This is a genomic window from Pseudoalteromonas sp. TAB23, assembly GCF_000498075.1.
In the GTDB taxonomy this organism is placed as follows: Bacteria; Pseudomonadota; Gammaproteobacteria; order Enterobacterales; family Alteromonadaceae; genus Pseudoalteromonas; species Pseudoalteromonas arctica.
The window spans coordinates 74,821-89,630 of record NZ_AUTP01000276.1 but is presented as its reverse complement, the minus strand read 5'-3'; the positions used below and the strand labels follow the sequence as shown (position 1 = coordinate 89,630).

Genomic DNA, 14,810 nt, shown 5'->3' with positions numbered 1-14,810 from the left:
ATGGCAAAGATGAAAGCCACCAATAATGGTGGCAACATCTTTGAAGTTTATTTACTTGATTAAAAAAACGCGTCTTCGTCTTCAAAATCAGGCATAACGACCGCTTTTTCACTCATTTCATCTGCATATGCAGTTTCATGTGCGTACTCAGGATCTTTCTCTATTTTATAATCATTTACCTCTTCAGGTTCATGGTTAGTATGTTTGAGTCCATCACCTTCATTCGAGGTGCTTTGATCTGCAAACTGTTCAAAAAACTTATCTATATCAGCTTCTAAGCTTTCAATAACAAGTTCATTTTTTTCTTCGCTTGGAGTTGATGACCCATTACTTTCATCATCATTTTTATCCAAATTGATATCTTTACCCTCTTCAGCTGAAAGTGACTCAAACAAAGGCTTATTATCACTTTTAGTATCTGTCCCATTATCCAGATTGACCTGTTTATCAGCGCCAGATATTACATCTGGGGTTACTGAGTCAGTCATACTGGCTAAAGTTACAGCTCCTTCAGCGTATTCCTCAATACGTTGGCGGCTGCTCATAATTAGTACTGCCGCAACAACTTTATAAAAGAAAGCGCCTTGAATTACTCTGCCTTGAGAGTGCTGCTCATATCCACGTATAGTTTCATCCAATAGGTCTACTAATGGAGTTAATGAGCCATTTAAAAATGACAAACCATCAACTTTATCGCGAATATTTTTAAGGGTAATGCGAGTGGTGACGCTACATGTAACTCGACCTGACAAGTTCTTAGAGTAGAACTTATCTGCTTCATCAGTTACTTCGTCCAAAAGATCTCGACCTAAACTTTCAATTTTTATGTCAAGGTTCTTTGCTGTTGGATCGTCATCATTGATTGGTTGTATCATGAAAACCTGATATTCAAAGCCTATTCGTTTTTCTACTACAGATCTCGGTAAAGCACCTGCACGAATAGCCATTTCATATTCTGGGTTTTCTGAAATCCATTCATTCACTGCTGCGTTATAACCGCTGAGGAATGATTGTTTTAACGCTTCAAACTCGTGGTTTATTTCATTTAGTTTGGAACATATTTCATCTGATTTACTAGCTGGAACAGCAAAGCCATTCATGAATGGCATACCGTAAGCTAGTAATAATCGGCGTGTTTCCGTTTTCAAGCGATTAAAGCCTTTAAGCTTTGCTGGATCACAGATTTTTTTAGAGCCTAATTGGGCTACTTTTTCTGGAGGAATCTCACCACCTTCGCCAAGCTTAAAATCAGCTGCAGCAAGTCGGGTTTGCCCACTCCAAATATCGAAATCTACGTGAATTACACAAAGGTTTTCGAGGTGTTTAACTGTCTTACTCATGATGCTCTCCTAAATGGATGTAGGGGCGCACCTGATACCCTACGGGCTCGATGCGTCCCGTTGGGATGGTAATTTCTACTTATATACTGTTTGTTTATAGAGGCCAGTTACCTCATTTTCACCCATTAGTGGGTAAAACCTTTACTAAATAAACTTACTCTAATGAAGAATAAGTTAAAAGATACTTTGTATTGAAAATACTACTGCTTCTGTTAAACCTAAGCCAAGCTGTTTTCGCCCTTTTAGGGTGTAAACTTTAATATTTCGGCTTTTCCTCCTTTCCCATGTAGACTAAGTGTGATCATCATGGGAAAGGGGGCATATGCCCCCAAACTAATTCCCCTCGGGGTGTTAACCTTCGGGTTAATGTTTAGCTTTATAATAAGCTGATAAGTCTCTTAAAAGTAAAAAGACTCTGCTCCTTCAGTCATTATTTGAAGAGGTGCAAGTACAGCCTCATCGACTACATAGCGTGGATTAATCGACTCACTTACCGTTACTCGGCAACGCTCATCAGGTTTTCCTCTATATGTTTCGATATCATCAGGCTTGATATTAGATGCTTTTTCTTCAAGTAATTTTTTGTAGTTTACACGGCCATTAACTTTATACCTTGTAACCAGTAAACCACCGTAGTCAGCTTGTAGGTATCCCCCCATTAGTGACTTCATATCTTCGAGCAACGGTTTCTGTTTCTCACTGAGTTCGCTCAATCGCTTTTTCAGCTCTTGGGCTTCAGCTTCATAGATTCGATACTCTTCAGCCGCACTAATCCAACGCTCGGCTTCTTTATGTTTAGGGATATACAAATCACGCTCAGGGTCTTTTTCAGGCTCTTGACGCTTTTGTACTTGCACCCAAAACTTTTCGGCTTCCACCAGCAGCTTCTTATGCATAACATCATCGCGATTAATAACAAAATCACGAATCTCACCGTTATACCAAAACACTAACCAGCCATACTTTGCGCCGGTTACAAGTAATTGGTGCTGAACTTGAACATAATAAAGCTTATAGGGTTCGCTATTTGCACCGTTAGTGCAAACATCAATCCAAACGCTCTCACTAGGACATTTCAATTCAACCGGTATATCCTCACTACTAAGACCATCTAATGAGGCTCTTAATAGTGGATACTGTTCTGATTGAACGCATGCAGGTAAAAGCAGCTCATTATGTTTTGCTTCAAAAGCCTGGCGTGCTTTATCTTCGTTTTCAACTCCACGGCGTACCAGCGGGTTTAAACTAAGATCTACTTCTTTTGCATAGCCGGTTTTTTCAGCCCAAAGCCGCCATTTTGTTTTGTAAGGTGAACGGTTAAGCAAAATAATAGCATCAGTAGCTGTTAAGCCACCTTTTCGCCACTCTAACCAATCACCATCACGTTGAGATAGGTTTATGATTTTCATACATCTCTCCTTTTATTAAAGAGAGATCCCCCCTTACGGGAGGAAACTCCCGGGGGGGTTAAGTATTATCATCACCGAAAAAATCATCTTCTTCTGGTGAATACTCTTCGTCTTGGGGTAAGTGTGCGTTTGCATCGGGGTTTGAAGCTTTAATAACTTCTTTTTCGACTTCTACATCACTTTCTCCAATAGCCTCCAATTCTCTGTCGTGCAGATATTTGGTTGCATATTCAAGCTCAGCGCCATGGAAGCGCTCTTCGCTATATTGGTAAGCAGCACTCCAAGCATTTTGCTTTTCCGCTCGCTCCGCCAATTGTTTTAAAAGTGGGTTCAACTGCTTGAACTCTACTTGCATTGCATTTGATGAATTACTGCTTCCTTCAATTGCAACCTGAGGTTGGGCAAGCACTACATCTCCCATATCTTTTATGCGCTCAGCTTCATCTTGGTCGTAGATACCTCCAAAACCAAAAGCGATACGTGAACACTGAATGATAGCCTTATGACGAAGCTGGCGCTTCGTATGTGTCTGCCACGGGCCATCTACTACATAAGACCCATTGCGACCATTTCCTTTAAATGGAGCTCGATAAACTTCATCTAGGAACTCTCTGATTTTTATTGGCCGTGTTCTATCTTTACGATAAATAACAGCATCAATCCATTCAGGGCTATCTACTTTGGCGCCATCCATTCTGACCATTTTGTCCGAATACACGAACTCAATACCGTCATATTCCGGGTGATCGTTGATTATACGACTCCAACCATCAACACCAACAACAGGGATAATGCCATTTTGTTTATCGGGGAATGCATAAATTTCCCGAGTAAAAGGGTTTAGGTTATATTGCTCAGCAACAATCAACAAAGTCATCATCTGCTCGTTGGTTGGCGCTCCCCCATCCTTTTGCTTGAATGCAGTTGCTTTTAATGTATCAAAAAACTTCGTGCTATCCACACCGTACCGAGTTGCAATACGGGTAACTAAAGATTTATTATCTTGCATGGTATTTCTCCTAGTTCTCTCATAGAACAGATTGAATTAGGGCACCATTTCCCTAACGGGAAGATGCCCCGTTAGGGTTAGAATTAAATTTTAAATTAAGCCTCGTTCGGCAAAAGAAACCGTTGACTCAGTGGCTACNCCGCCACATCTATGTACTTGAGTGCATTAATTATCTTTGCAGTTATGGCTTTATCGCTTGCTGATGGCTCAGCTATACCACTTGGATGGTTATGACAGAGAATCAACTTACAGCTATTTTTATTCATTACCGATTTAATTATTTCACGAGGGTAAACACTCGCTGAAGTAATTGTTCCGGTAAATAACGTTTCCAACTCGATAACCCGATGCTGGTTATCAAGATGTATCATGGCAAAAACCTCTTTCTCTTCGGTGGCATATATAGCCCGAAGATAATCAGTTACTGCATTTGGACTATTAAACATAGTCCCTTTCTTTAACTTATTTTTAGCTAGTTTTATTGCTAGCGCGATAATTTCATCTGCATCCAAAGAACCTGTGATTTGGTACTTACCAGGAACGTCAGTTACTTTTAAATTTGATATATTCATTTTGTATCTCCAAAAAGTTGTTTATAGAGATACAACTACCCCGCAGGGAATGTATCCCTATAGGGTGTATGTGCCAAAATTATTAAATGTTATTTTGGCGTTTATTAAACAAGAGAAAAAATTCTCCATTTATATTTTAAAAAAAACAATCTTCTATATCTGAGTCGGTACATTCCCAATCAAATATTTCAGTTGCTAATTTTAACTTTGTGGCATCACTACGAACTTCACTGTAGTTAAACCCCATTAACTCTATTACGCCTTCTAACGAGCTAAAATCCTTGTAAATAATTGATTTGCCATGTTCATCACAAATATTAACCAAGGGCTTTCCTGCATCTTCCCACTCATCATGAAATCGCTTTTGCAAGTGAATCATCATAAGTAAAGGCTTGTGACCATGAGCATTAGTTATTTCTCCTGCACCCTCAAGTGTTTTTGGGTGTAGTGTGTTTTCTTTATTAGATGAGCAAACTTTGAGCTTAAAACCACTCTCTGTTGCTATCGCATCGGTTGTCTCATCTTCAGTGTTTGCTCCAACCTTACATCCTAAAGCTTTACCGCTTTTATTAAGAACTCCAATGATAAAGCCAAGAAGAAGCCTTTTGGCTTCTTCTCCTTGTAAAGCTGTAGGTGGGGATATATGCCAATTAATTGTGCTATATGCACGATTATCCACATCAAGCTTGAGTGCGTTTACCATTGCCTCATCCAGATTATCTGACTGAAGTTTTGGTTCAAGCTGTTCTAATGCTACAGACTTGGTGTTCATATAACCCCCTTAGCGCCATTGTTCGCCAAACACATCCTTCGATATACGAAGAATTGCCTCACTTTCTTCTTTAGAAGATCGGGTTAGCAGTGCTTGTTCCAATGCATACTTAAGTGTATTTGGAGCTCCACGAAATTGAAGTGAAAGTTTTGCCCAACGGACAAGTGTACGAGTGGACATAGTTACACCAATTTCTCCATCATCACCGCTCTCACCCATGAAAAGCCTACGAATTTCATTGGCAGTTTTAACCATGCCTTCGCGAATACTTTCATTTAGAGTTGGTGCTACGCGACCAAGTATATCCATCTCAGTAGCGGCTTCTGCATAACCCACTTTAATGAATCGATAACGATCCATTGCTGCGATGTTTTGCATCATTACACCCTGATATCTACCCGTTGGATCACCAGACCCTGTAGAGTTACCAGTAACCACAACACGAAACATTGGGTGCGGTTTAATTATTTCACCACCATTCTGAGATATAACCAGTGGCCGTCCTTCCAGAACGTCGTTAAGACCTGAAAGTTCGGCAGGGTCAGCCAAATCAATCTCATTAATGAGAAGGATTTGACCATATTTCATAGCGGTAGCAAGAGGGCCATACATGAATTTCATGATAGGTGCTTCACCGGGCTTAGGAGAAATTAAAGCATGGTGCCCTACTAAGTCTGCCAGCTCCATCCGGCCATTGGCCGTAATTTGCTGAACAGGCCAAGATAGGCGTGCTGCGATTTCTGTAATACCTGATGTTTTACCAGAACCGGTCGGCCCAGTAACATATAGTGCATCTCCGAAAGGACTTTTTAGGAAAGCGGTAACTTCTCTAATTAACTCCTTGCGGAAAACGTAGTTTTTATCTTTTGAAGGTATAAAAGGATCTGAAGACGGTGCGTAACCAAGTGTTGTAACTTTCTCTGGTACGCTATTCATTTCAAATGCTTTACGGATTGAGTATTTAACAATCTCTGTCATGGTGTTCTCCTAGTGTATTAATAGGCGCACCAAGCCCACTGGGCTTAATGAGCCCGAAGTGGGTAAGTTTATTTACTGTTTGTTTGAGGAGGCCAGCTACCTCACTTTCATTCTCATAGAGAGAACAAAAATCTTTTTTCTAATGACTTACTCATTGGGGAAAAGACTTTAAATTTGAGCGTGGCATAATAGCTTATGCCACGCTCTTCATATGAATGCTGCTACTTTATCATCACAACCAATCAAATTGTTTTTTTGGCCCAAGCACTTATTGCTACTAATGCTTGATCAACACTAGCAAAGTGGTTCGGGTTTATTAAAAACTCTCGACCGTTTTCAAGATATAGCTTACCAGTTGACTCATCGTATAAATGGAACACATTAACCATAAAGAACTCCTCAAATTCATTCACTAAACAGTATTCATGAGACTGTTTAGTGAATGAATCAAAAGAGCCAATACAACATAGTGATAAAGGGAGGGGTTTCCCCCTCCTTTATGTGCTACCACACAAGATTCTCACCCTTACGAAGACAAGTTGGAGTGTCATAAACAGACCAGTCTATCTCAGGATGCTCTCTCGTAGGGTTAACTTCTGCTTTTTCAGTAATTAAAGCATGAGGTTCTTCAACAATAACGGCCTGTTCAGACCGTGCCATAGACTTTATTGTATTAACCTTAATTTTGATCGCATTCCTAATTGCATTTAATAAACGCAATATAAGGGCAGAAAAGCTCTTAAATACTTTTACCAATATACGCAACGAAGGTACAAAGATACGATTCAAAAAAAAGATAATAGCCCAATTCAGTTGCTTGCAAAGGTAAACAAATGATTGTGCAAAAGCCCAACCACAAATACCGATGATTCCAACTGTTACAGTAAGTGCTACAACAAATATAATAAATTGCATAGTGATAACTCCAAGTGTTTATAAGGAGCATCACCCATACCTGGGAGTGCCCCCAGGTGGGAAGGTGTAAAACCTACGCCATACGGCGTATTCTTTTTAAGTTGCTGTTTGTTTGTAAAGGCCAGCTACCTTATCTTCTAGTCGCTAAACGACTAAAGAAATTCAACTATACAATAAAATTATTTTAGGTAAAACGCTACATCTGTCCATTTTGGGCGCAAAGCGACTTCATGTTGAGGGCTAGTTCATCTTAACCTTTAGCTGCGTTTACTAATTGCCCTAATGGAAAATGGAGAAATATCATGGCAGAAGAAATTAATGAATTAAAACAGCAGCCTCAAGCTGAGCGCCAAATGTATTCAAGACCTGTGTTTCGTCAAAACCTGAGCGTAAACAGTCTTCAGGCGCAAAGAGTTATGGCCCGTAGCTTTGATCGAGTGTCTAATGCTTTATTTTCGCTAGACGTAATACTGCGAATTATTGGTGATTTAAAAGAAATTGATCAAGTCGAAGCGGTTATCCATGGACATATCGATAAAGTAGCAGAAGATATGAATAAAGCTTTAGATCAGCTTTCAAAGGTGATGGCTGATAATGGGATTGAGGATACTCCTGGTTATAGCGCGCCAGTTACATACCCTATTGAAATTACCTCGCCGCAAGTAGCGCAATTCGCTCATCTAATTAGAAGTTTGGATAAACTAATGAGCATTGTCGATACTTTGTGGTTGAATAGCGTGTTAACTAGCCAGCAACGCTCTGACGCTACTTATGAATGGCAACAGCGCTTAATTAAACTTGCCGGTCGAATTATAGGTATGGAAAAGCGAGCTCGTATTTCAGCTCACTCAAAGGGTAAAGATGAGGAAGTAGCAGAAGCGGCTCCTGAGCAGGAAACGACTGATGTAGAGCTGTCAAGTGAAGCTGAATCCACCAGCAAATCTACTGAAAGCAAACAAGAAGAAGTTGCAATTTAAAATTAACTAGACAGATACTCAGCCAAAAGCTCCTTCCAACCAAGGGGCTTTTTTGTTTTAAGAAGTTTGACGGGGTTGCATTTATTTTAACTATGATAAGATAAAAGTAGTAAAAAAATTACCTTTAAAAACATATTTATAAAACATATTTATAAAACGGAGTTATAAAATGAATAAGTTAAATATCCTAGCGGTAGTCCTAACTGCTTCAGTACTATCTGGTTGCACAACAACAAAAACTCCTATGGTTTATATGGATAACCACAGTGAAGCATATAACATTGCGCATGCTGGTGGTTTGGTTACAGACATTAAGGATACTTACGTGCCAGCTGACAGCGTTGGCAGTGTTACTGAGTCTATGTTGAAATTAGGTTTTGTTGCTGGTGGTTATGGTAGCCCGCAACTAGGTATGACTAGCTGGCAAACTGCCGGGGTTCACATTTTGGGGAACTTGCTAGAGCCTGACTCGCACGGTGCGCGTAATAGTCTTATAGCATGGATGCCAGCTTCAGAGGCAACCTCAGCTGAAGATGCTCAAAACAAACTTCTTTCACATGTGAAACTTTCTATTGAAAAAGTTATGGTGGATATTGGTGTTAAGTATGAAACTATTTACGAACAAAATGGTAAGTTATCTATTTACTTTATAAAAGATGAATGGAATTGCCCGGAATATTCTCATGGTAAAACCGACCTATCTGATTTGTGTGAAGTTAGCGTGGAAACTTACGAGCCGTATAAAGGTACTTCTCCAGCTTTTATTACCGGTGTAGAAACTGAGAGCTACATTTTTTCACCTAGTGACGGTCGAGACTTCCATAACTTAAACTTGGTTATTAATAAAAAAAGTAATGTTCCAGAGGACGAGATTTACACGAGCATCAGTGAAGAGTTAATGAGCTGGACTTACCTATACATAGCCCCTGCAAAAGTAAAAATGAAAAGTGGGGATAAAATAAACTACCCTTACATTTTAAATAAAGGTCAAAAAAAGCTATTTGTAACTCCACAGTAAATAAAAGCGGGTCTTAAGACCCGCTTTTATTTTTATTAACCTCCCCCGCCTCCAGGGTTTATATTAAACTTATCAATAGCCTCTTTCCGCTTCGCGTCTATATCAATACCTTCTAATCTCTCCATTGCTCGCTCATCAGCTGGCAATCTATCTCCTTTAATATTGAATATATTGCCAGATCCAGTAAGTTCGTCCATGGTCAAATCACCCGCGTCTGGGAGCTGTCCGTTCTGTTGTAATATAGCCAGCCACTCATCTAGCTCTATTTTAGACCAATCTATCTCTGATATTTTATCAAGGGGCACACCGGCACAGCTAGGCTCTTGAGCTGTACCAAAATCCAAGCCTAATTGTGGGCGAACCTGCTCTTGTATTATTCTTGACAGCGGAGAGTTAAAGCAACAATAGGCTTGATGCTTCTCAACACAAGCGCCAAGAGCTTTTGATTCGCAATATGAACCAATGTAAGTGCAGCTATCTGTTGCCCTTTTAGCATTCATTTCAAGCTCTTCTGGTTCGCATGCGTAAACCATTTGAATTATAGCTATTGCAACAACGTATGCTGTATAAACGTTCATAGCTGCACCTAACATGTTTGCCGCTTGCTTCGCCATTTCCTCTGTTGCCTGTTTAGCCGCTTTGTTAGNCTGAAGCTGCCGCTTCTGATGTTTTATCTTCAATTAAATTACCCATTATTTCTTGAAGCATTTCCTGTGCTTTTTCCTTAAGCTGTTCTATTAGCTCATCCTTCAGTTCTTCAAGTGGGTCAAAAAAGTCACCTACTGCACCGGATATATTATCCATATAACTCGTAAATGGAGATGATACGTCCGACCAGGCATTCATCACTGGCTCACGCAATGTTTGATACGAGCTTTTAATTATATTGTCGTTCCCAAGCGATAAAACAGCACCATCTAGTTTCGGAACCTGGCTAATCAACATTAGGTAATCTGACATACCAATGTTTTTCGGTTTCTCACAACAATCAGAAACTCCACCAACAGCAATTTTACAAGTACCAGCTTGGCCAGCAAAAGCAGAGCAACCTAAGTCTATATTATCATCACCACCCTCTTCAGTTGCACCTCCAGTACACTCCATATCTTGCGTCATAAATTGAGCTGCATTTAATAAAGCCGTTGCTTTGGCAAAGTTATTAGCTTGATTGTTTGTTGCGGTCGGATCAAGGCAATCATCGCCCATGCAACGTATGGGGCCCGAGCATTGATATTCAGTGTTTTTCTCTACTGTATCGACCCTTACAGTGCTACCACAGTCCCATACTTCTTCCTTTACATAGCAAGCTCCAGACTCTCCAGCCGCGCCATCGACACATTTGGAGCTTATAAAGCCACATTGCGGATTGTTTTCAAATTCAGTGCATGAATTTAAGATGTTTCCCTCATTATGAGGGCATTGCTCATTACCATTAATATCAATCCAGCAATCCATTTGCCCTACATTGAAGTCACATTGCATAGCTGACAATTGGAGTTCGGTTGCTAGGTTGGGTATACCTTCTATTGGGGAGGGGGTCATCGCATTTGCAAACGGATCTCCAGGGCAAATTTGAATCCCATTAGCAGTTATACAAGCCTCTTCAGTTTTTGCGCCAGAAATTATACTTAAGTTACCTTCGCAAAAACTGTCGTTTACTTTCTTCGCATCTTCAATACATGACTCAGTTGACCACTCATTTCCTTCAAAAGTTTTTATTTGGTATTGGAACTTTCCACCAAGTGTAAACTTAAGGTCATCATCTTTAGTTGAGTCCTGAATTTGTACCCTGCCCACTAATCCGTTTTCACAACTAGGAGCTTGGAGATCTCTGTACATCACCGTACTGTCTGGTGTTCCAGGGATGCCGTGATCTATCCAATCCCATGCGGCAACATATTCACTATATGAAATACCTTTTTCGCTACAAACGCTATCATATTCAAGCTTTGGAACTTGCCCCGAAAACTGGATGCCATCAGTAGGAGCTACTGTTTTCCAAGTTCCCTTGGTTAATTCAAATTCGACTGTCAGCCATGTTCTACCTTTAGCTGCAAAAAATACATCTACTGTTTCGCTTTTAGTTTTTATCGTATTTCTTATTTTGCAGTCACCGGCAGGTTTCACTATTCGATCACAGGTTTCGTACTCTGGGTTATGTACATCCATACCTATTTCATCGAACTTGGTTTCTACGGAACAATCTCCGAATCCTTCGGCAATTATATCGATATTTTCATAAGTCTGGTTTGTTTGCCCCATCATCGGGTCTGTACTAAAGTCAGGTTTTGCTAGGTTTGAAGAGTCAACAAGGATTTTATAAGCAGCTCCTGAAATACTTGGCGTTCCACTGTTAGCATCCCCCCATAAGCTACCCTTGGCACTTCCACCAGCTTTATCCATATCATCATCGGAGTTAAATACACCCTTAATTTGATCAATATCAGGTTCTAACCCGTCTGCAAAATATTCATTTTTTGATGAAGAGTTTGCTGGGTTACTCCCGGGATAAAGGCTCTGCACATCAAACTGACTATCAATATCATATTTTAAGGCACCATCATCCCCTCTCGTTGGAACTGTTATTTTACCGTTTTCAACTTTTGTGGGGCTGTTTTTGGCTTCATTACCTAATTCTTTACCAAGCTGCTGTCCATCCCTTCCAAGCTGGCTTAAGAAATCATGCGTATTTACCTTTGGTGGGTCTTGGGCCATTCCATGAAACGGCATAGCTGTTGTTGTGAAAGCAAGTATGCAGCTCATGACTTTCATTAAGCGTGGGGAATTTCTCATTAAACCCTCGTGAATATTAATTACTCTATCACGCAACTTTACCTATAAATCGACCAATGGCGGCATGCGTAATTGCCTTTTTAGGGCACAACGAAGAAATAACATTCAGCGTTTATGTGATTACTTTGCAAGTACGAGGGGTAAATCATTGATATTTGTCGTGTAGCTCTTGGGCGCTAGATCGTCTTTTGGCTTCCACGTTTGCTTAAAGCCCTGCACGCCAAATCTAATAACATTGTTACCGAATTTACTATTTATTTCATCACTAACGATAGTTTTTTTATTCACGTTTGAAATACCTGAATCATTAAATAGATTTAGTTGCTGGTGGTCATTTTTTGACAAAAGATGATTAAAAATAACGCCAACTTTTTTGAAAAAATAACCCTCCTGGTATATTTTTTCCAAAGCAAACATTGCGTATCTAATTAAGACGTCAGAATCTGCACAATGAAAAGGCAATTTCACTTCAATGCTTTTACGTAATTGTGGCTGAGACTGCCTAAATACATCCGTTGAAAAAAAAACTGTCATGCTATTGGTGAACAATTCAAACCGCCGTAATTTACCTGCTCCGACAGAAACGTGTGAAGACAGCGCACTTTTAAGCTCATTTATATCTGTAACAAGTTTACCCATGCTTTTTGAAACACAAATGCTATCGCGGCCTTCGTTAAGATCCTTAAGCTGCACTGCATCTATACCGTTGAGCTCTTTAATAGTACGTGATAAAACGACACCAAACTTTTGTTTTGCTTCTACAACATTAAAACCCTTTAGTTCCAAACCGGTATTAACACCTAGCAAACTAAGCTTTTCCGCCGTTTTTGAACCGACTCCCCATATATCACTTGCTTTTACCCTTTGAAGTACCCAATCAACCTTTACGGGGGTATCGAGTACAGCTACACCATTGGTTTTAGCTTTCCACGCATTGAGTTTAGCTGCGTGAGAAGCTAATTTAGCAAGTGTTTTTGTATGCGCGACACCAACACCCACACCGATGCCCAAGTTCTTAGCTAACGTATTTTTAATATGTAAAGCGTACGATTTAGGGTTTGGTGCCATGGTTGTATCAATACGACCAAAACTTTCGTCAATTGAGTAGCGATGACAGTCAAACAGTAGTTCCTCTAGTTCCGTATGAAACCGATTGCTCATATCACCAAACAAAGTGAAATTACTGCCCCATACATGACCATTACTATCACGAATCAGTTCTTTGACCTTAAAGTGAGGCTCACCCATTTTTATGCCCAGCGCTTTCATTGGTTGATTTCGCGCTATAACATTTCCTTGGTTTGAACTTAACACACCAAGCGGAGTGGTGTTTATATCGTATTGAGGATTGAATAGCTGAATAAATGAAACATATGCAGCGTTAATATCACAGAGAACCCACATCAAAAAATACTTATAGCACTTGTTACTACGCCCCAGATAACACTGCTTTCCCATGTGTTATCATCGTCAAACTCAATAACGATTGGATCATATTCTGGGTTTGAGCTTAGGAATATCGCCCTCTTATTGTCGTAATCTAACTTTAAACGCTTTACAACAAACTCATTATCAATTGTAGCAAGTACAATTTTCCCTGTTACCGCGTTTAATGATTTATCGACAACTATAATTGCCCCATCTGTGATTTCAGGCAGCATACTATTACCCGTCACTCTGAATAAAAAAGAGCTACTTGGCCGGGTGATTAATAAATTATCGAGGCTAATTGGTTCAGATAAACAATCTTCACTTGGATTCGGAAAACCAGCAGCTACTTTAAATTCTGAAAGTGAAAATTGTTTAGTTGATTTAAGTATTTGAGTTGGCTGCATAGCGATTACCACTGTTTAAATATACAGTTATTTTAGAATTGACTTGTATAACATGCAAGCCTTATTAACCCTATGCTTCCAATTTTAAGTCGCTAGCTGTCTATGCGTGTAACATAAACAGCTAGTATTTCAAATTACTCGACTATTTTTTCATAGGTTACAACAATCATTCCATCGCCAAATCATGTAAATTGGATCTTGCCCTATCGCTGGTATTGTTCTCCCTAACCCCCAAGTAAGTGTTGACTCCCCAATAACATGTGAAGACTCAGTTTCAGGTACTGGATGTAACATCGTGAATTTATATTGAGTTTTTGGAAGCGTTGGTTCTATGTTTCCTCCGCACATAGCATTACGTCCCATGGTTCCATGAGCTAAACCTCTGCGATGCAGCGCCGCTAACACACGAGTTGATAACAAGCTTGTGTCTCGTATCACCCCCTTTCCACCGTTTTGATTGCCGCTAAGAGGGTATATGTTCCCCCAACTCCCGGCACACCAAAACAATTCTTTTATAGGCTTGCCTGCAGTTGAAGACACTGCATCAGCTGTACAAGCAAGGGTTGCAACAGGGTTTGCAACGGCTGCTGATTCAGGGTTAGTGAAAAAAGCTAACTCATCATTATTCCAAGTTGGGTCTAACTCAGATAAATACATGATATCAAGATCCATAAAGCCATCTGGATTACACGTTTGTTTAACAAACATATCTAACATTTGCATGATTGGATAAGTGTAATAATGATAATGCGTAAATGAACTATCTCCACCATCATATACAGCTTCCCCATGGTGCCCTTGGTTCATTCTATCAAAAGGGAACCTAGTGCCGTTAAGTACAGAGGAGCACCCAGGTACGCGTTGGAACTCAACAAGACGCGCTGGCTCCCACATTGACGTAGTTACTCCTGGGTGCGCCACCCCTTGGTTATCATCACACATACATAAAGGTGATTTAACTGCACCATCTGGGATGCTGCCTCCACCACCTGAAATATTCACGCCAGCTACTCGTAGTGGAAATATACAACTCCAGCAAATGTCAGTTATCATTTTAGGCCCAATAACTTCTGCGTCTTGGCATCCAGGATCTGCAACTGCTTTAGAAGCACCCAGAAATGCTATGGATAAGGTGATAGTAATAGCGACTGCCCATACAGTCATGCTTGTTGTTAAGAATGAAACAATTGAT

15 protein-coding genes are annotated in these 14,810 nt (G+C 40.1%); 2 read left to right on the top strand and 13 right to left on the bottom strand.

The annotated features are described in order from the left end of the window. Nucleotides 1–59: 59 nt before the first annotated feature. The 8 genes from L654_RS0117015 to L654_RS01000000126310 all read right to left on the bottom strand — a co-directional run bounded on the left by L654_RS0117015 (nt 60) and on the right by L654_RS01000000126310 (nt 6,995). The gene (locus tag L654_RS0117015) at nt 60–1,340 is read right to left on the bottom strand and encodes a DUF3150 domain-containing protein (protein WP_024608570.1); all 1,281 of its coding nucleotides are present in this window, start codon (nt 1,338–1,340) and stop codon (nt 60–62) included. A 398-nt stretch (nt 1,341–1,738) separates the two neighbouring features. Next, nucleotides 1,739–2,749 carry a lambda-exonuclease family protein gene (locus tag L654_RS0117010; RefSeq protein WP_024608569.1) on the bottom strand — a complete coding sequence of 337 codons (1,011 nt, stop codon included), beginning with the start codon at nt 2,747–2,749 and terminating at the stop codon, nt 1,739–1,741. A 58-nt stretch (nt 2,750–2,807) separates the two neighbouring features. Next, a complete protein-coding gene (gene bet / locus L654_RS1000000127580; RefSeq protein WP_024608568.1) occupies nt 2,808–3,758 on the bottom strand; it encodes a phage recombination protein Bet in 951 nt (316 codons plus the stop codon). A gap of 134 nt (nt 3,759–3,892) precedes the next feature. Further along, a complete protein-coding gene (locus L654_RS01000000126315; protein WP_050582314.1) occupies nt 3,893–4,330 on the bottom strand; it encodes a JAB domain-containing protein in 438 nt (145 codons plus the stop codon). A 136-nt stretch (nt 4,331–4,466) separates the two neighbouring features. Next, the gene (locus L654_RS0116995) at nt 4,467–5,102 is read right to left on the bottom strand and encodes a hypothetical protein (RefSeq protein ID WP_024608567.1); all 636 of its coding nucleotides are present in this window, start codon (nt 5,100–5,102) and stop codon (nt 4,467–4,469) included. Between the two features lie 9 nt (nt 5,103–5,111). Next, nucleotides 5,112–6,080, bottom strand: coding sequence for an AAA family ATPase (locus tag L654_RS0116990; protein ID WP_024608566.1), 969 nt, complete (start codon nt 6,078–6,080; stop codon nt 5,112–5,114). Nucleotides 6,081–6,322: 242 nt separating this feature from the next. Beyond that, nucleotides 6,323–6,469, bottom strand: a complete 147-nt coding sequence (locus tag L654_RS1000000128005) for a hypothetical protein (RefSeq protein WP_158001149.1) — start codon at nt 6,467–6,469, stop codon at nt 6,323–6,325. Between the two features lie 115 nt (nt 6,470–6,584). Continuing rightward, nucleotides 6,585–6,995 (bottom strand): hypothetical protein, encoded by a 411-nt coding sequence (locus tag L654_RS01000000126310; RefSeq protein ID WP_024608565.1) that lies wholly within the window; start codon nt 6,993–6,995, stop codon nt 6,585–6,587. 302 nt (nt 6,996–7,297) lie between these two features. On the opposite strand from L654_RS01000000126310, the gene L654_RS0116975 reads away from it, so the two are divergent. Together L654_RS0116975 and L654_RS0116970 are read left to right on the top strand one after the other, a co-directional pair. Beyond that, nucleotides 7,298–7,972, top strand: a complete 675-nt coding sequence (locus L654_RS0116975; RefSeq protein WP_024608564.1) for a hypothetical protein — start codon at nt 7,298–7,300, stop codon at nt 7,970–7,972. A 169-nt stretch (nt 7,973–8,141) separates the two neighbouring features. Further along, complete coding sequence (locus L654_RS0116970) at nt 8,142–8,990, top strand: hypothetical protein (protein ID WP_024608563.1); 849 nt, start codon at nt 8,142–8,144, stop codon at nt 8,988–8,990. Nucleotides 8,991–9,025: 35 nt separating this feature from the next. On the opposite strand, the gene traN (L654_RS1000000128370) is transcribed toward L654_RS0116970, so the two are convergent. The 5 genes from traN (L654_RS1000000128370) to L654_RS1000000128365 form a co-directional block, all read right to left on the bottom strand. Beyond that, nucleotides 9,026–9,604: a conjugal transfer protein TraN gene (gene traN, locus L654_RS1000000128370; RefSeq protein WP_225305768.1), complete on the bottom strand. Its 579-nt coding sequence runs from the start codon at nt 9,602–9,604 to the stop codon at nt 9,026–9,028. A gap of 28 nt (nt 9,605–9,632) precedes the next feature. Then, on the bottom strand, nt 9,633–11,783 hold the full coding sequence (gene traN / locus L654_RS01000000126305) for a conjugal transfer mating pair stabilization protein TraN (protein ID WP_225305767.1): 2,151 nt from the start codon (nt 11,781–11,783) through the stop codon (nt 9,633–9,635). Nucleotides 11,784–11,903: 120 nt separating this feature from the next. Beyond that, complete coding sequence (locus L654_RS0116960; RefSeq protein ID WP_024608562.1) at nt 11,904–13,187, bottom strand: Y-family DNA polymerase; 1,284 nt, start codon at nt 13,185–13,187, stop codon at nt 11,904–11,906. Continuing rightward, nucleotides 13,187–13,618 carry a S24 family peptidase gene (locus L654_RS0116955; protein ID WP_024608561.1) on the bottom strand — a complete coding sequence of 144 codons (432 nt, stop codon included), beginning with the start codon at nt 13,616–13,618 and terminating at the stop codon, nt 13,187–13,189. The genes L654_RS0116960 and L654_RS0116955 overlap by 1 nt, the downstream gene beginning before the upstream one ends. Nucleotides 13,619–13,768: 150 nt before the next feature. Beyond that, nucleotides 13,769–14,806 carry a TraU family protein gene (locus L654_RS1000000128365; protein ID WP_225305771.1) on the bottom strand — a complete coding sequence of 346 codons (1,038 nt, stop codon included), beginning with the start codon at nt 14,804–14,806 and terminating at the stop codon, nt 13,769–13,771. Nucleotides 14,807–14,810 lie beyond the last annotated feature (4 nt).

Coding starts and splice junctions, on each gene's coding strand:
- L654_RS0116960 (WP_024608562.1), bottom strand. CDS start 13,187: ATGTGGGTTCTCTGTGATATTAACGCTGCATATGTTTCATTTATTCAG.
- L654_RS0116995 (WP_024608567.1), bottom strand. CDS start 5,102: ATGAACACCAAGTCTGTAGCATTAGAACAGCTTGAACCAAAACTTCAG.
- L654_RS01000000126310 (WP_024608565.1), bottom strand. CDS start 6,995: ATGCAATTTATTATATTTGTTGTAGCACTTACTGTAACAGTTGGAATC.
- bet (WP_024608568.1), bottom strand. CDS start 3,758: ATGCAAGATAATAAATCTTTAGTTACCCGTATTGCAACTCGGTACGGT.
- L654_RS0116970 (WP_024608563.1), top strand. CDS start 8,142: ATGAATAAGTTAAATATCCTAGCGGTAGTCCTAACTGCTTCAGTACTA.
- L654_RS0116990 (WP_024608566.1), bottom strand. CDS start 6,080: ATGACAGAGATTGTTAAATACTCAATCCGTAAAGCATTTGAAATGAAT.
- L654_RS0116975 (WP_024608564.1), top strand. CDS start 7,298: ATGGCAGAAGAAATTAATGAATTAAAACAGCAGCCTCAAGCTGAGCGC.
- L654_RS0117010 (WP_024608569.1), bottom strand. CDS start 2,749: ATGAAAATCATAAACCTATCTCAACGTGATGGTGATTGGTTAGAGTGG.
- L654_RS0116955 (WP_024608561.1), bottom strand. CDS start 13,618: ATGCAGCCAACTCAAATACTTAAATCAACTAAACAATTTTCACTTTCA.
- traN (WP_225305768.1), bottom strand. CDS start 9,604: ATGGCGAAGCAAGCGGCAAACATGTTAGGTGCAGCTATGAACGTTTAT.
- L654_RS1000000128005 (WP_158001149.1), bottom strand. CDS start 6,469: ATGGTTAATGTGTTCCATTTATACGATGAGTCAACTGGTAAGCTATAT.
- L654_RS0117015 (WP_024608570.1), bottom strand. CDS start 1,340: ATGAGTAAGACAGTTAAACACCTCGAAAACCTTTGTGTAATTCACGTA.